The organism is Serpentinicella alkaliphila (assembly GCF_018141405.1).
Classification (GTDB): Bacteria; Bacillota; Clostridia; order Peptostreptococcales; family Natronincolaceae; genus Serpentinicella; species Serpentinicella alkaliphila.
In genome coordinates, this window is record NZ_CP058648.1 from 555,814 (window position 1) to 573,143 (window position 17,330).

Annotated in this window: 17 protein-coding genes; 3 read left to right on the top strand and 14 right to left on the bottom strand. The window is 33.5% G+C overall.

Going from position 1 to position 17,330, the window contains the following annotated elements:
* Positions 1-11: 11 nt before the first annotated feature.
* A complete protein-coding gene (gene aroA, locus HZR23_RS02865; RefSeq protein ID WP_132848007.1) occupies positions 12-1,292 on the bottom strand; it encodes a 3-phosphoshikimate 1-carboxyvinyltransferase in 1,281 nt (426 codons plus the stop codon).
* The gene (locus tag HZR23_RS02870; protein WP_132848006.1) at positions 1,276-2,409 is read right to left on the bottom strand and encodes a prephenate dehydrogenase; all 1,134 of its coding nucleotides are present in this window, start codon (positions 2,407-2,409) and stop codon (positions 1,276-1,278) included. The genes aroA and HZR23_RS02870 overlap by 17 nt, the downstream gene beginning before the upstream one ends.
* Before the next feature lie 472 nt (positions 2,410-2,881).
* Here HZR23_RS02870 and aroF point away from each other — a divergent pair, with 472 nt between their 5' ends.
* Positions 2,882-3,889, top strand: a complete 1,008-nt coding sequence (gene aroF, locus HZR23_RS02875; RefSeq protein WP_132848005.1) for a 3-deoxy-7-phosphoheptulonate synthase — start codon at positions 2,882-2,884, stop codon at positions 3,887-3,889.
* A 130-nt stretch (positions 3,890-4,019) separates the two neighbouring features.
* On the opposite strand, the gene HZR23_RS02880 is transcribed toward aroF, so the two are convergent.
* From HZR23_RS02880 to HZR23_RS02895, 4 genes are all read right to left on the bottom strand, one after another.
* On the bottom strand, positions 4,020-5,462 hold the full coding sequence (locus tag HZR23_RS02880; protein WP_132848004.1) for a sigma-54 interaction domain-containing protein: 1,443 nt from the start codon (positions 5,460-5,462) through the stop codon (positions 4,020-4,022).
* A 161-nt stretch (positions 5,463-5,623) separates the two neighbouring features.
* A complete protein-coding gene (locus tag HZR23_RS02885; protein ID WP_132848003.1) occupies positions 5,624-5,803 on the bottom strand; it encodes a hypothetical protein in 180 nt (59 codons plus the stop codon).
* Positions 5,804-5,866: 63 nt separating this feature from the next.
* Positions 5,867-6,064 carry a hypothetical protein gene (locus HZR23_RS02890; RefSeq protein WP_132848002.1) on the bottom strand — a complete coding sequence of 66 codons (198 nt, stop codon included), beginning with the start codon at positions 6,062-6,064 and terminating at the stop codon, positions 5,867-5,869.
* A 65-nt stretch (positions 6,065-6,129) separates the two neighbouring features.
* Positions 6,130-6,381, bottom strand: coding sequence for a hypothetical protein (locus HZR23_RS02895; RefSeq protein ID WP_132848001.1), 252 nt, complete (start codon positions 6,379-6,381; stop codon positions 6,130-6,132).
* Between the two features lie 156 nt (positions 6,382-6,537).
* Here HZR23_RS02895 and dapG point away from each other — a divergent pair, with 156 nt between their 5' ends.
* Positions 6,538-7,755 carry an aspartate kinase gene (dapG, locus tag HZR23_RS02900; RefSeq protein ID WP_132848000.1) on the top strand — a complete coding sequence of 406 codons (1,218 nt, stop codon included), beginning with the start codon at positions 6,538-6,540 and terminating at the stop codon, positions 7,753-7,755.
* 77 nt (positions 7,756-7,832) lie between these two features.
* Here dapG and HZR23_RS02905 read toward each other — a convergent pair whose 3' ends face one another.
* On the bottom strand, positions 7,833-8,129 hold the full coding sequence (locus HZR23_RS02905) for a YerC/YecD family TrpR-related protein (RefSeq protein ID WP_132847999.1): 297 nt from the start codon (positions 8,127-8,129) through the stop codon (positions 7,833-7,835).
* 164 nt (positions 8,130-8,293) lie between these two features.
* Between HZR23_RS02905 and HZR23_RS02910 the strand changes: the two genes are divergently transcribed.
* A complete protein-coding gene (locus tag HZR23_RS02910; protein WP_132847998.1) occupies positions 8,294-8,509 on the top strand; it encodes a hypothetical protein in 216 nt (71 codons plus the stop codon).
* Positions 8,510-8,544: 35 nt separating this feature from the next.
* On the opposite strand, the gene purD is transcribed toward HZR23_RS02910, so the two are convergent.
* Genes purD through purQ form a run of 7 tightly spaced genes read right to left on the bottom strand, consistent with a single transcriptional unit; the run spans position 8,545 to position 17,330 of the window.
* Entirely contained in the window at positions 8,545-9,798 is a 1,254-nt protein-coding gene (gene purD, locus HZR23_RS02915; RefSeq protein WP_132847997.1) for a phosphoribosylamine--glycine ligase, read from the bottom strand.
* A gap of 38 nt (positions 9,799-9,836) precedes the next feature.
* A complete protein-coding gene (gene purH, locus HZR23_RS02920) occupies positions 9,837-11,366 on the bottom strand; it encodes a bifunctional phosphoribosylaminoimidazolecarboxamide formyltransferase/IMP cyclohydrolase (RefSeq protein ID WP_132847996.1) in 1,530 nt (509 codons plus the stop codon).
* 22 nt (positions 11,367-11,388) lie between these two features.
* A complete protein-coding gene (gene purN / locus HZR23_RS02925; protein WP_132847995.1) occupies positions 11,389-12,015 on the bottom strand; it encodes a phosphoribosylglycinamide formyltransferase in 627 nt (208 codons plus the stop codon).
* On the bottom strand, positions 12,003-13,043 hold the full coding sequence (gene purM, locus HZR23_RS02930) for a phosphoribosylformylglycinamidine cyclo-ligase (protein ID WP_132847994.1): 1,041 nt from the start codon (positions 13,041-13,043) through the stop codon (positions 12,003-12,005). The genes purN and purM overlap by 13 nt, the downstream gene beginning before the upstream one ends.
* A 39-nt stretch (positions 13,044-13,082) precedes the next feature.
* Positions 13,083-14,471: an amidophosphoribosyltransferase gene (gene purF, locus HZR23_RS02935; protein WP_132847993.1), complete on the bottom strand. Its 1,389-nt coding sequence runs from the start codon at positions 14,469-14,471 to the stop codon at positions 13,083-13,085.
* Complete coding sequence (gene purL / locus HZR23_RS02940; RefSeq protein WP_132847992.1) at positions 14,456-16,657, bottom strand: phosphoribosylformylglycinamidine synthase subunit PurL; 2,202 nt, start codon at positions 16,655-16,657, stop codon at positions 14,456-14,458. The genes purF and purL overlap by 16 nt, the downstream gene beginning before the upstream one ends.
* Positions 16,650-17,330 carry a phosphoribosylformylglycinamidine synthase subunit PurQ gene (gene purQ, locus HZR23_RS02945; protein WP_132847991.1) on the bottom strand — a complete coding sequence of 227 codons (681 nt, stop codon included), beginning with the start codon at positions 17,328-17,330 and terminating at the stop codon, positions 16,650-16,652. The genes purL and purQ overlap by 8 nt, the downstream gene beginning before the upstream one ends.

Below are 17,330 nucleotides of genomic sequence, written 5' to 3' on the forward strand. Positions count from 1 at the left end.
CCCTTATATTCTCAATAACTACAAACACTCTTTAAGATATTTTCGAAGTCAGGGAAGGATATATCAATGCATTCATTACCTAAAATTTTAATTGGCTCATCAGCTAAAAGTCCACAAATGGCCATTGCCATTGCAACCCTGTGATCACCATGACTCTCAACAGTACCACCATTTATTTTAGAACCACCTATGATCTCCATACCATCTGGTAATTCATTAACTTCTATTCCAACTTTCTTCATTTCACTAACCATAGTTGATATTCTATTTGTTTCTTTAACCTTAAGCTCCTCTGCCCCTGTAATTCTCGTAATACCTTCAGCCTTCGCTGCAATTACAGCTAACACTGGAATCTCATCAATTAGTCTTGGAATGATTGCCTTGGATATGTTCACACCCTTTAGATTTACACCTTCAATATGAATATCTCCTATTTCTTCTCCACCGCTATGCTTAATATTTTCAACTTGAATTTTGGCTCCCATTTCCGTTAGAACATCAATAATCCCACTTCTAGTTTGATTAATTCCTACTCCTTCAATTATTAAATATGAGCCCGGAATCGCAGCCGCCGCAGCCATAAAAAATGCAGCAGAAGATATGTCCCCAGGCACTGTTATATTCTGTGCCTTTAATACTGAAGGACTTACGGTTACCCTATTATTATCTTTAGTAATTTTTGCTCCGAAAAACTCAAGCATTTTTTCTGTATGGTCTCTTGATTGAACATCCTCTTCTACAGTTGTTTCTCCATCAGCATAAAGTCCTGCTAATAACACTGCAGACTTTATTTGAGCACTCGAAACAGGTAATATATATTCAATCCCTTCTAAGTTTTTTCCCTCTATTACCACTGGGGCTAATTTTCCACCCTTACGACCATTTATTGAAGCACCCATTTTTCTTAATGGTAAAGCAATACGTTCCATAGGTCTCTTTCTTAAGGAATCATCTCCTGTAATTATAGAGAGAAATGATTGTCCTGCCAATATTCCAGTCATCAATCTCATAGTTGTGCCTGAGTTTCCTGCATCAAGTATATCTTCAGGTTCACTTAAACCATAAAGCCCCTTACCTTCTACTTCAATTTGACCTTCATTAATATTAATTGAAATGCCCAATTTTCTAAAACAAGAAACTGTGCTTAAACAGTCTTCCCCAAATAGAAAACCATCTATCACACTTTTACCTTCACTTATACTTGCAAGCATAATTGCCCTATGAGATATAGATTTATCTCCCGGAACTTTTATTTTACCTTGAATTTTACTTACCTTACTCGTTATTAGCACTTTCATTCTCCTCCCTAATAAAAGTTAAGTGATAATTTGCATTTTTAAACACAGTGTAAGCCTTCATTTGTTCCTCTTTATTTTTAAATCCTATCTTAATTGCCCCTTGTTCATCTTCTCTAGCGTGTAGGATTTCAATATCTTTAATATTAATTTTCTGTTCCCCAAGTAATCTCGTTAAGTCACCTAACATACCTGGCTTATCCTCTACCCCTATAAATACTTCAAATACTTGTGGCATTGAATCTTTTCTATGTTTTGGTATACTTTCCCTTATTAGCTTAGCTTTTCTTAGAAGTTCATCCATGGTCCTTGAGTCATCCTTAACTAATAAATCCTTAAATTCTTTAATTAAAATTTCACAAGACTCAATACTACTAATTAACTCCTCTTTATTTGAAAGAAATATATCTCTCCACATATCTGGATTACCTGAAGCTATCCTAGTAGTATCTCTAAATCCACCACCTACATAGGGTATATATGAAATATTTTTATCAAAATCTAATAAATTTGCTAAAATTACTGCCATTAAATGTGGCGTATGACTTATTCGAGCCACAATCTTATCATGCTTTTGTAAGGATGTTACTACGGGATAGGCCCCTATGGCTTCTATAACTTTCTTTAATTTATCTAATTCCTCTGACAAAACATCTTGCTTATCTAAAGTCAAAAAGTAATATGCATTTTCAAACATATAAGGATTAGATGCACTTATCCCTGATTTTTCTGACCCAGCCATAGGATGTCCGCCTATAAACTTAGTATTTGCTGGTAAATATGTATTCGCCAGCTTATGGACATAGCCCTTAACACTTCCAACATCAGTTATAATTGTATCTCCTTTAATATGTGTACTCATTTCTTTAAATATAGATTCATAATATCTTAAGGGTGTAGCTATTATTATTAGATCTGCATGCTCGACTGATTCTTTTATACTATCAGCAAAAATGTCAACTACCTGTAACTCCTTCGCAACCTTTATATTATCAGAATTTAAATCTCTTCCAATGATTTGACCCTTAAACCCTGAATTTTTCAATGCTAAGGCTATTGATCCCCCTATAAGTCCTAAACCTATAATGCTAATTTTTTTAAAGTCATTCATCATATTACCCCTATCTAAAATACATTTTTGTACCTTGATGTTTACAATACTTTAACTTATGAAATTTTAGATGTCAAGATAATTATTATTCAGAATTTTTTTATTTTTCTAATTTTAACAAATTTACTGTTGACATTTAAAATTATTTCTTATATACTCAATTACAATAAATTAAAAAAGAGGTGAAAAACATGTTGAATCTTAGAAAGCTTACAAAACTTAATAACTTTTATTTTAACTTTTACTGGGGCTTTTATTTTTATAGCGCTGGTTATTTTGCATACGAAAAATTTAATAGGAATGAAAACTTTCTAAGAAAATATGTTCTAAATATAAATTGTTATGCTTAATCACTAAGCATTATATTGAAAGATAAAAGAGAACTCTTAGATGGGTTCTCTTTTTTTATATATTTTACAAAACTGAAGATAATTATGGAAAAATAGTTTAAAATATAAAATGGGAGGAATTAAAAATGGTAATAGTAATGAAGCATGCTGCACCACAAGAAATAATTGAAAAGATTCACAATAAAATGGTTGAGTTGGGATGTAAGGTTCATAAATCACAGGGCGAAAACTATTGTTTACTAGGCTTAGTAGGCGAGACAAGTAAAATACAGGAGTCACAGTTATTAGCCAATCCTTATGTAGATAGAGTCCTTAGAGTACAACATCCATTTAAATTAGCAAGTAGACTTTTCCATCCTGAAGACACAGTTATCGACATCGAAGGACATAAAATAGGTGGAAAAAACAAACCTTGTATAATGGCAGGGCCTTGTTCTGTTGAAAGTGAGGACCAACTATTAACTATTGCTCGAGCAGTAAAAGAAAGCGGAGCACAACTATTACGTGGTGGAGCGTACAAACCAAGAACTTCACCATACAGCTTTCAAGGTCTAGGTGAGGAAGGATTAAAGTTATTACTTAAAGCTAAAGAGGAAACAGGTATGCCAATTGTAACAGAGGTTATGGATACAGAAACCTTTGAAACTGTAGAAAAATATGCTGACATTCTTCAAATTGGTGCCAGAAATATGCAAAACTTCCCTTTACTAAAAAAAGCTGGTAGAAGTAATAAGGTAATACTTCTTAAAAGAGGATTATCCGCAACTATAGAAGAATTCCTAATGTCCGCAGAATATATTATGTCTGAAGGAAACCCAAATGTTATTCTATGTGAAAGAGGAATTAGGACCTTTGAAACATACACAAGAAATACCTTAGACATAAGTGCAATTCCAATAATCCAAGAACTAAGTCATTTACCTATTATTGTTGATCCAAGTCACGCAACTGGTAAATGGTCTACAGTTGAACCATTATCTAAAGCATCTATAGCTATCGGTGCCCATGGCCTAATAATTGAAGTACACCACGAACCAGAGCTAGCTCTATCAGATGGTGCCCAATCACTTAAGCCAGAAAAATTTAATCGACTAATGAATTCCATAACTAAAATTTCCAATATGAACGATTAGTTTTAAAGGTAAAGCTCTCCCTTAAGGAGAGCTCTACCTCATCTAATTTTAGTTAAACTGCAACTTATTTAAATTAATATTTCATTTTTTTATATTTTTATGTAAATAAGACTTAATTATTTAACATTTTTTATTCTTCAATATTGTACTTTACTATTTTATCGTACAAACTTGAACGGGATATATTTAATATTTTAGATGTTCTAAGCTTATTTCCCTTAGTATATGCTAGACATTGAATTATAGCCTCTTTTTCAGCCTCTGCAACTATATCACTTAACTCTCTTATGGGTTCAATGTATTCCTTAATAACACTTTTAGTAATATTAAAAGGTAAATGTACTGGTAAAATTGTATCCCCGTCTACTAGATTTATAGCTCTTTCGATTGTATTTTCCAACTCCCTTACATTACCAGGCCAATCATAGCTTTTTAACACGTTCATAGCCTCTAATGAAATTTTCACGACATACTTACCTAATCTATTTGAGATTTTGTCTATTAAGCTTTTTACCAAAGGCTCAATATCATCCCTTCTATCCCTAAGGGGCGGTACTTCTACGACCATGACGTTTATTCTATAATATAGGTCCTCTCTAAATTCTCCGGATTTCACTAAACTTTCTAAGTTTTTATTGGTTGCAGCAATTATTCTAACATCGATACTAATAGGCTTAGTTCCCCCTACTCTTTCAACCTCTTTTTCTTGAAGTACTCTCAATAATTTTACTTGCATATTTATTGGCATATCACCTATTTCATCTAAAAAGATTGTACCCTTATTTGCCAGCTCAAATTTTCCGATTTTCCCACCCTTTTTAGCACCTGTAAAGGCCCCTTCATCGTATCCAAATAATTCAGATTCTAATAGCTCACTTGGTATAGCAGCACAATTTATTTTAACAAATGGATAATGACTTCTTTTACTATCATTATGTATCGAGTGGGCAAACAGCTCCTTTCCCGTTCCACTTTCACCTGTTAATAGTACGGTGGATTCTGTTTTAGCCGCCTTCTTTCCAATGATTTTAGTCTCATTTAAACTTCTGCTTACTCCAATTATATTATCCCAATTATAAATAGCCCCTTGCATTTTTATTAGTTGCTTTTTATAATGATGTAGTTCCGTTTCCAAAAGCTTATTTTTTTCAACCATAGAGCGAACTTCATCCATATCTTGAAACAATATCATTCCAAAACCATATATAGTTTCCCCCTGTTCATTTAAAACCGGTATTCTATGTACTATACCTGTATGTCCATTTTGAAATGTATGCTTCCAAGCGATCTCTTGCTTTTTATTTTGTAATACATATGGAAATCTTGAATTATTGTCTAGTTCAAGTATTTTTTTTCCTAAAGCCTCTCTTCTACTAATTTTTAAATAACTTAACCATGCCTTATTCATTAAAAGCACTGTTGTATCTTTATCTAATAGGATAATTGGTACAGGTATTGGGTCAAAGAGTTTTTCCATTATTTTAATTACTTTACTATCTATAAATAAATCATGCTTATTAATAGAGCCTGCTAATTGGTTTAACCCTTTCTTTATATCCTTTTCCTTTTCCATTATCTCACTTCCTTCTAAAAAAATTTAGAATTTGAATTAATTATACCATATACTGGGTTTATTCTATACAGATATAGCTTGAAGTCAAAAAATAAAAGGACCTACGTCCTTTACATTTCTACTATAAATTGTACAAGGGGGCTTTATTCCCCCCTTACAATCTAGATTCCCCACAATGTTCCGCCTGTAAATAAAACTACAAGTAACAAGAAGAAGAATAATAAGCTGTCTGAATCTGTAAATAATCTACAGTTACAGAAAATTATAACTAAGATTAAGAAAAAGAATAACACAGCTGTATTTTGACCTGCAAATATACCTCTTAAACCTTCAGCACCCATAATCTTACCTCCTTAAAATTATATTTAGGATTATAGGGTAGATTTCTCTACCCTATTAATTAACTACCAGCATCCTCTTCCGCCATAGCTGAATAAAAATACTAATAATAAGAAGAAGAATAATAAGCTATCGCCATCTGTTCCTCTGAAAATTCCACAGTTACAGAAGATAATAACTAGCAATAAGAAGAAGAATAATAAACTACTCTTTCCACCAAAAATACCGCCAATTAAACTTTCTTTTTTAACTAATTCACTCATTTATTTAACCTCCTTATATAAAATATTGATTTACTTATTCTCACTATATACTATGTTGCTTTACTTTAAATGGTGATACCGAATAAACCAGTTCCACCGAATATTACAACAAGTAGTAGGAAGAAGAATAATAAACTACTTGAATCTGTAAACAATCTACAATTTAAGAAAATAATCACTAACAACAAGAAGAAGAATAATAAACTTGTTGTTCCTCCAAATATTCCTCTTCCTGGGCCTGTAATCGGACTTGTTATTGGGCTAGTTATTGGACTAGTTATTGGACCTCCTGGTGGGCAGCATGCTGTATTACTCATATTCACAATCTCCTTTCATTTACTATATTTACTCAATTCATACTATGAAGGGCCATATTAAAGTGTGCAAATTTGAGACTAAAAAAATAATCACTTTTATAGTAAACTAGCATAATTTAGTATTATACGATCCTATATTAGCTTGGAGTGATAAATGTGAATATCATAGTTCAAAAATTTGGTGGCACTTCTGTTTCTACTAAGGAGAGAAGAAAACTGGCCATTGATAAAATATTAAAGACATATGATGAGGGAAATAAAGTAGTGGTTGTTGTTTCTGCTATGGGTAGAAAAGGTGAGCCTTACGCTACAGATAGTTTAAGAGGATTAATTACTGATAGTAATCCCAAATGTAATTTAAAGCATTTAGACCTTTTAATGAGCTGTGGTGAAACTATTTCTTCAGTAGTACTATCATCAGAATTAGAAGAATTAGGATATAAATCATTGCCACTCACGGGTTTTCAAGCAGGGATAACTACAAATAGTAATTTTAGCGATGCTAGAATAATATCAATTGATCAAAGTAAAATAATGAACTACTTAAATGAAAACTATATTGTTATTGTAACTGGTTTTCAAGGTATTACAGAGTCTGGGGAAGTAACCACCCTTGGCCGTGGAGGAAGTGATACTACAGCAACAGCCCTAGGGGCTGCCTTAGGAGCAAAATGTGTAGAGATATATACAGATGTGGACGGAATAATGACTGCGGATCCGAATGTAGTACCTAAGGCAAAAATAATCGAGGAAATAAATTACGAGGAGATATTCCAAATGGCTGAAAAAGGCGCTAAAGTTATACACCCTAGAGCTGTAGAAATCGCACAGTATGGCAATATTCCACTAAAAATTAAAAATACCTTATCTGATCATCCTGGTACAACTATACACTCTCACTACAAACAACTATATAGTGTCTCAGAATTAAGAACTACACTGCTTACGGCAATTACACATAAGGATAATATCGTACAGGTTACAGTCTATACAGAAGGTAAATCCGACAAAGAATCTTCATTATTATCTAGACTTACGGAATGTGATATTAGTATTGATATGATAAACTTCTTTATTGATAAAAAGGTATTCACTATAGAATCGAAGGACCTAGAAGCCCTTGAGAATATTTTAAATGACCTCACTTTAAACTATATTTACTTAGATGGTTGTAGTAAGGTCACCATTATTGGAAGTAGAATTACAGGAATTCCGGGAGTAATGGCTACAATAGTAAAAGCCTTAGGAAGTGAAAATATTCAAATTTTCCAAAGTTCCGACTCCCATTTGACTATATCCTGTTTAGTAGCCAAAGAGCATGCAAAAAAAGCAGTTAACATACTTCACAAAGCATTTTCACTAGATGATAATTAATTATTTATAGTATCAAAAAATAATTAAGAGAATAAATATATAATTCAAATATACTTATTCTCTTATTCTTACCTTTTTTAGTTTTCTTCAAGTCTCTGTAAAATTAGCTTATAACCATCGGATCCATAGTGAAGACATCTGCTTACCCTGCTAATTGTAGCTGCGCTTGCTCCGGTTTTATCCTCAATTTCATTATATGTTTTTCCACCCTTTAGAAGCTTAGCCACTTCAAGTCTCTGAGAAATTGACTGTATTTCTTTTATGGTACATATATCTTCAAAAAAACGATAGCAGTCCTCCATAGTTTCTAGTTTCAAAATAGCTTTAAAAAGCTCTTCAGTAAACTCATCTTTTATTTTTGATTCGTAGGCCACCAAAATCACCTCTTGTTTGTTTATTTATATTTATTAATAATTCTCTACTGTTGGCACTTTTCCTCTTTTTTGCTCTAAATTAGACAACCATTTGTATTATTTCCCATTTCTAATTTTTATAACTATGTAAATACTATAATTAAATTACCTTAAGGAGAATTAATATGAACAATAAAACACCTAATCATAGTAGAAATCCACAAGACATCATTGACGATACTTACAATAAGAGAGATTATAAAATAGTTGAAAAAAGTATGAATCCATATGTTATGCCATTAGATATGGTTAGAGATGTGGATGTAACGGATTCGAAGCATTTTTATCCAAGTAATTTAGTTAATACTTTATATGAAGAATACAAAAATAGTCAAAAATAAAAAAAATAACCCACTAAGAGTGGGTTTATAATTTATTATCTTGTAGCTATGTCTGTTCTATAGGTTTTTCCAACAAAATTTATTTTTTCTACATTATAATAGGCATTTTTTCGAGCTGTTTCGATATCATCTCCCCATGCTGTTACACCTAAAACTCGTCCACCATTCGTAACAATTTCTCCATCTAACATTTTTGTCCCTGAATGAAATACTATAGCATTGTCTATTTTATTCTCTAGGCCATATATAGGTATTCCTTTTTCATAATCCCCAGGATATCCACCGGAGGCTAAAACCACACATACAGCTGCTTTATCATTCCATTTTATATTCATTTCTGATAATTTATAGTCTAGCATGGCTAAAAATATTTCTACTAAATCACTATCCAGTCTTGGTAAAACTACTTGAGTTTCTGGATCCCCAAATCTACAATTATATTCTAATACCTTCGGACACTCTTTGGTTATCATAAGACCTATAAAAAGAATTCCCCTATAATCCATATTCTCCTCTTGAATCCCTTTTAATGTAGGCTTTAATATGTCCTCATCCACTATCTTTGAAATCTCTTCAGTATATACATAGTTTGGAGAATAAGTACCCATACCGCCAGTGTTAGGTCCTTTGTCCCCATCAAATATTCTTTTATGATCTTGACAACTCACCATTGGAACAATGGTCTTTCCATCAACAAAGCACAAAATTGAAGTTTCTATACCCTCTAAAAACTCTTCAATAACTACTTTATCCCCAGCACTACCAAATACTTTTGTTTTAAGTATATCTGTTAGTCCATTAATAGCTTCTTCTCTATTTTCACAAATAAGGACACCTTTTCCTGAAGCTAAACCGTCGGCCTTAATAACTACTGGATAGCTATAATTCTCTAATACTTTAATTGCTTCATCATAATTGTCTACTTCATTATATTTAGCCGTTGAAATACCGTATTTCATCATAAAATCTTTTGAAAAAGACTTACTTCCTTCTAACCTAGCAGCGTGTTTCGAAGGACCAATGATCTTAATACCCACTTTTCTAAAGGCATCGACAATCCCTAACACTAAAGGTGCCTCCGGGCCGACAATAGCAAACTCTATCTTCATTTCCCGGGAAAATTCTACAAGCTTTTCAATATTCTCTACCTCTATGTCAACACATTTCGCTAAGTTTGCGATTCCTGGGTTTCCAGGAGCGCAAAATATTTCCGTAACCAATGGACTTTGACTTAGTTTCCAAACTAAGGTATGTTCCCTTCCACCACTACCTATTACTAATACCTTCATTATCTCACCGCCTTCAAAATAGTAAATACAAAACTATATTAGTGTTTAAAATGTCTTTTACCTGTAAATACCATCGAAACTCCATTTTCATTACAAACATTAATAGACTCTTCGTCTCTAACAGAACCACCTGGTTGAATGATTGCTTTTACTCCAGATTTAATAGCTTCCTCAACTACATCCTTAAATGGAAAGAATGCATCAGATGCTAGTACTGATCCAACAAGATTATGCTCAGCATTTCTTATAGCATTTTGTAATGCCCATATTCTACTAGTTTGTCCTGGTCCGATTCCTAAGGTTTGTTTATTTTTAGCTATAACTATAGCATTTGATTTAACATGCTTAACTATTTTAAAAGCAAATATTAAATCCTCATTTTCCTCATCTGTTGGGATATTTTTAGTAACTACTTTTTGTTCATCCACTAATTCATTATTTGAATCTTGTATTAATAATCCACCTGCCACCTTTTTAAAGTCCATATTTTTTTCAAGTTTTAGGGTAATATCATTAATTTTAATTAATCTTAAATTGCTTTTTGCTTTAAATATTTCTAAAGCCTCTTCAGTAAAGTCAGGAGCTATTATTACCTCTAAAAATATATCCTTCATTAAATCTGCAGTTCTTCCATCTATAACTTCATTTGCTGCAATTATTCCACCAAAAATTGATTGAGGATCTGACTCATATGCTTTTTTATAAGCCTCATATATATTTAAATCAGAAGCTACACCACAAGGGTTTGTATGTTTTACAGCTACTACAGTTGGTTCAGTAAATTCTTTTAAAAGCTCTAAGGCTCCATTTGCATCATTAATATTATTAAAGGATAATTCTTTTCCCTGTAATTGTTCGCCCTCAACTAATGTTCCTCTTTTGTCTCCAATTTCTCTATAAAAAGCAGCCATTTGGTGGGGATTTTCTCCATATCTTAAATCCTGAACCTTCTCATAAGTCATAGTTAAAGTATTTGGAAAGGCTTCTTTATCTTTACCTAAATAATTAGCAATTAAAGTATCATAGTGACTTGTATGTCTAAAGACTTTTAAAGCTAAATCATATCTAGTGTCATATTTAGTATCACCATCTTTTTCAATCTCTTCAAGAACTCTGCAATAGTCTGTTGGGTCAGTAACAACTGTAACAAAGTTATAATTTTTTGCTGATGACCTTAGCATCGTTGGCCCACCAATGTCAATATTCTCAATTGCCTCCTCTAAAGTTACTCCCTCTTTCAGAATTGTTTCTTTAAATGGATATAGATTAATAACAACTAGGTCTATTGGTGTAATATTAAGTTTCTCCAAAGTACTCATGTGCTCTTCGTTATCTCTGATAGCAAGTATCCCACCATGAATGACAGGGTGTAGAGTCTTAACTCTTCCATCTAGGCATTCTGGAAAGCTAGTAACCGATGAAACATCAATTGCATCCACTCCGGATTGCCTTAATAGATTAGCTGTACCACCCGTAGATAGAATTTCTATACCTAAATCTGCAAGTTTTTTAGAAAATTCAACAATTCCTGTCTTATCAGAAACGCTAATTAATGCTCTTTTTATCATAAAAGCTGCACCCCTTTACTTATCATTGTAAAATTTCAACTTTGTTATCAACTACCCTTAATCTACGTTCTATGAATAGCTTTACTGCATAAGGTAAAATTTTATGTTCAACTTCTAATACTTTTTTTTGAACATCCTCTGCTGTATCCTTAACATCAACTTTAACAATTTCTTGTAATATAATTGGACCACCATCGGTTTCCTCGTTAACAAAATGTACCGTAGCTCCGGTTATTTTTACGCCACGCTCTACAGCGGCTCTGTGTACATTCCCACCATAAAAACCTTTGCCACTGAAGCTAGGAATTAATGATGGATGAATGTTTATAATTTTGTTCCTATATCTATTAATAACGTTTTCTGGTACCATAGCTAAATATCCAGCTAAAACGACTAAGTCAATTTTATTACTCTCTAATAAGTCTAATAATAAATTATCCCGTTGCTTTTGTTCAGCATATGTTTCTCTATCAATTACATATGTTTTGATGTTATTAGTTTCAGCTCTTTCTAATCCATAAACGCCTTTTTTATTAGATATAACTAATTTAATATCTCCATCAATTTCGCCTAGTTTAATTGAATCCATAAGAGCTTGAAGATTTGAGCCACTACCTGAAATTAAAACAGCTATTTTTACTCTTGACATAGCTTCACCTGTTTATTTCCTTCACTTATTTCTCCAATAACAAATCCTATTTCACCTTTTGATAACAATATATCTAAAACATCTTCTTTATCCTCAGGGCTAACAATTAGCATCATACCAATACCCATATTAAAAGTACTGTACATCTCTTCTAAAGATATATTACCTTTTTCTTGGATAAGGTTGAAAATCTCAGGTTTGTCCCAGCTATCAATATTTATTTGGGCGTCTACATCTTCTGGAAGGATGCGGGGTATATTTTCAAAAAATCCACCACCGGTTATATGAGAAATCCCCTTTACTTCAACTTTTCTAATTACTTCTATCACTGGTTTTACATATATCTTAGTAGGTTTAAGTAATACCTCACCTAAAGTTCCATTTAGTACTTCTACATAGCTATTTAAATCCATTTGTTCTTTTTCTAAAAGTAGCTTTCTAACTAATGAGTAACCATTACTATGAATACCACTGGACTTAAGTCCAATAATTATATCCCCAGGTCTTATACTTCTCCCTGTTATAACCTTTGATTTGTCAGCAATCCCTACTGCAAATCCTGCCATATCGTATTCACCCTCTGCATAAAAACCTGGCATTTCTGCAGTCTCTCCGCCAATTAAAGCACAACCCGCCTCTTTACAGCCCACTGCTACTCCTTTAACAATATCTGCTACTTTTTCAGCCTTCAGGCTACCCGTAGCAACATAGTCTAGAAAAAATAACGGAGTTGCACCCTGACAAAGAATATCATTTACGCACATAGCAACACAATCTTGACCAATAGTATCATGTTTATCCATTAAAAATGCTAGCTTTAGTTTTGTTCCAACCCCGTCCGTTCCCGATACTAAAACCGGCTCTTTAATTCCGTCTAAATTTAGGGCAAATAGACCACCAAATCCACCTATATCATCTAATACATTTTCATTAAAAGTACTTTGAACGTGCCTTTTCATAAGTTGAACTGCTCTTTGACCCTCTTCAACATCAACTCCAGCACTCTTATATGTCATATTATTATCCATTACCGACTTCCCCTCCTGGTTTAATAGTGTTTCTATAGTCTATATATTTGAAACTTCTATCGGATAATTACCGTTAAAACATGCTAAACAAAATTGTTCATTATTTAAACCAGTAGATTCAACTAATCCTTCTAAACTTATATAAGCTAGGCTATCCGCTCCAATAAAATTTCTAATTTCTTCAATTGTTTTATTTGCACCTAAAAGTTGCGTTCTATCCGGTGTATCAATACCAAAGTAACAGCTATAAGCTACTGGCGGCGAGACTATTCTTACATGAACCTCTTTTGCTCCTGCAGCCTTTAAACTCTCCACTATTTGTTTGCTAGTTGTTCCTCTTACTATAGAATCATCTATCATTATTAATCTTTTTCCATTAACATTTTGCTTTAGTGGAGTAAGCTTTAATCTTACGGCTAACTCCCTCATGGATTGAGTTGGCTGTATAAAGGTTCTTCCTACATATCTATTTTTCATCAGTCCCTCTCCAAAAGGAATGCCAGATTCTTCTGCATAGCCAATTGCAGCAGGTATGGATGAATCTGGAACAGCTATTACCATATCTGCATCAACTGGATGCTCTTTAGCTAAAATTCTTCCTGCATTTTTTCTAGATTCATATATACTGATGTTTTCCATTACACTGTCAGGTCTAGCAAAATAAATATATTCGAAAATACAGACATTCTTTTTAGATTCTTTTGTGTAATAGATAGAAAATGTGCCTTCTTTACTTATTCGTATTATTTCACCTGGCTCTATATCTCTTATTAATGTTGCACCCATAGTTTCTAGTGCACAGCTTTCTGAGGCTAGTACGTATCCACCTTCTATGCTACCTAAACATAGAGGCCTTAAACCAAGAGGATCTCTTACCCCAAATACAGAATCTTCTGTCATTACAACCAATGCGTAGGCCCCTTTAATTTGATCCATCGTTCTCTTTATTGCATATTCAATTCCATCATTACTATATCTTGCGATTAAATTTACAATTACTTCACTATCTATTGTTGTTTGAAATACTACTCCATCGTCCTCTAACTGACTCCTGATTGCCTTAGTATTTACTAAATTACCATTATGGGCTAATGAAATACTCCCACCTTTATATCTAACAGATAGGGGCTGAGCGTTTTCGACATAACTCTCCCCAGTTGTAGAATATCTAACATGTCCTATTCCAATATGTCCCTTTAGCTTACCTAGTGTTTCATCATTAAAAACCTCTGGAACTAAACCCATACCTTTATGATAATGGGTTTGTGTTCCGTTATTCGTTGCAATTCCAGCACTTTCCTGTCCTCTATGCTGTAAACTATAGAGACCAAAGTAAACATGCTGAGCAACACTTTCTGTATCACTTTTATAAATTCCAATTACTCCACATTCTTCTCTTAGTTTATCGTCATTTATTCCATTAAACATTGGATAGCCCCTCTCCAAACCTCTTCCATTTGATTAATAGGCAATTTAACAACACTATTATTATTTATATCTATTTGTAATTCTGTTCCTTCAACTTTTCCTAATATACTATAAGGAATATTTTCACTTTCTAATGCTTTCTTTAAAAGTTCTAAACTGCTATCTTCTAAAGTAACTAAAAATCTTGATTGACTTTCTGAATAAAGCTCAACATCATTTCTTAGGTTTGAGTTGATTGCAATTTTAGTACCTAGTCCAGAATTTATTGCACTCTCTGCTAAGGCTACGGCTAGGCCACCCTCACTTAAATCATGAGCAGACTTTATAAACCCTTTTTCGATTGAACTTAATAATACTTTTTGGATTTTCTTCTCTAATGCTAGGTTAAGGAACGGAACCTTACCTTTCTCAAGCCCGTGTATTCTAGATAAATACTCACTACCGCCAATCTCGTCCTTCGTTTCACCTAAAAGAACTATAATGTCTCCCTCTTTCTTAAACTCCATTGTACATGCTTTTTCAACATCTTCAAGTACTCCTACCATTCCAATCATTGGGGTTGGGTATATTGCATCCTTTTCTGTTTCATTATAGAAGCTTACATTTCCACTTATTACAGGAGTGTCTAGTTCTCTACAGGCTTCACTAATTCCTAATATACACTCTCTAAATTGCCAGAATCTATCAGGCTTTTCAGGACTACCAAAATTAAGTCCATCTGTAATAGCTAATGGTAAAGCACCACTGCATACAACATTTCTTGCAGCCTCAACTACAGCAATTTTACTTCCTTCTCTAGGATCTAAATAGCAATATCTACTATTACAGTCCGTTGTTAAGGCGATTCCTTTATTTGTTCCTCGAACTCTCATTACTGCTGCATCTGAACCAGGCTTTACTACAGTACTAGTTCTAACCATATGATCATATTGTTTATATATCCATTCACGACTACACAAATTTGGAGAACCTATCATATTTAATAGAACTTCATTATGATTATCAGGCTCCTTAACATCCGATGATTTAAAGTTTTTTAGCTCTTCATAATAGGCTGGCACTTCATAATCCTTATAATATCTAGGTGCTCCTGAAGAATCCAAGGAGTTAGCAGGCATTTCTCCTACTACCTTGTCCCCTTCCATAACCCTAAGCATTCCATCATTTGTTACTTTACCTATTACTACTGAATGTAGGCCCCACTTTTCAACTATTTCATTTACTTCGTTTTCACGACCTTTTTCGACTATTAGAAGCATTCGCTCTTGAGACTCGGAAATCATAATTTCAACAGGAATCATTCCCTTTTCACGTCTTGGAACCTTTAAGACATCAATTTCCATGCCCCCTTCTCCTCTAGTTGCTGTCTCACAACATGCAGAAGTTAGTCCCGCTGCCCCTAAGTCCTGAATACCTACTACACACCCAGTGGCTAATAACTCAAGACAAGCCTCTAATAAAAGTTTCTCCATAAATGGGTCCCCAACCTGCACTGCGGATCTTTTTTCTTCTGATTCCTCTGTAAGTTCAACAGATGCAAAGCTAGCCCCACCCATACCATCTCTACCAGTTGCAGCTCCTACGTACATAATTGAATTACCCACACCAGAGGCGTTACCTCTATGGATTTTATCGTGCTCAATAATACCTACACACATGGCATTTACTAATGGATTACCTTGATATGATTTATTAAAATATACTTCTCCACCAACAGTAGGTATTCCCATACAGTTTCCATAACCTGCTATACCCTCTACTACACCTTCAAATAAATATTTAACTCTAACATCATTTTCTATTTCACCGAATCTAAGGGAGTTAAGTAATGCAATAGGTCTAGCTCCCATGGCAAATATATCTCTAATAATTCCCCCTACCCCTGTTGCAGCCCCTTGATATGGCTCAATAGCTGATGGGTGATTATGACTTTCTATTTTCATAGCAACAGCTAAGTTATCTCCTATATCTATAATTCCTGCATTTTCTCCAGGACCTTGAAGTACTCTTTCATTAGAAGTAGGGAAATGTCTAAATAATGCTCTTGAATGTTTGTAGCTACAATGCTCTGACCACATAACTCCATACATATTAAGCTCGAGCTCATTTGGTTCTCTACCTAAAACTTCTAAAACTTTATCATATTCACTTTTCTTAAGTCCTACTAATTCATATGCATTACTCATTTTTTGCCCCTCCTTCAAAATAATTAATGATAGATTCAAAAATTACTAAACCATCACTATTTCCAAGTAGTGCTTCACTTGCTCTTTCAGGATGTGGCATCATTCCTATAACATTTTTGTTCTCATTACATACACCAGCAATATTTAAAAGAGAGCCATTAGGATTATCCTTATAGGTAAATATGATTTGATTATTCTTCTTCATATTTTCTAAAATATCTTCATCAACCACATAATTCCCTTCCCCGTGGGCAATTGGAATATCAATAATCTGACCTTCTTTGCAAAGATTAGTAAAAGGTGTTGAAGTATTTTCAACTTGAAGGCTTACAGTATCACATATAAACTTTAGATTTTTATTTCTAACTAGTGCTCCTGGTAATAATCCAGCCTCTGTTAGAATTTGGAATCCATTACATATTCCTATTACAAGTTTTCCTTCACTTGCATGGACTTTAACCTGTTCCATAGCCTTAGAAAACTGTGCAACAGCCCCACATCTTAAATAATCCCCGTAGGAGAATCCTCCAGGTATTACAATACAGTCATATTTATCTAAGTTATCAGTGTCGTGCCATACATATTCAACATCTTTTTTTAAAATATCCTTTAAAACATGGTAACAATCTATATCACAATTTGATCCAGGAAATACAATTATCCCAAACTTCAT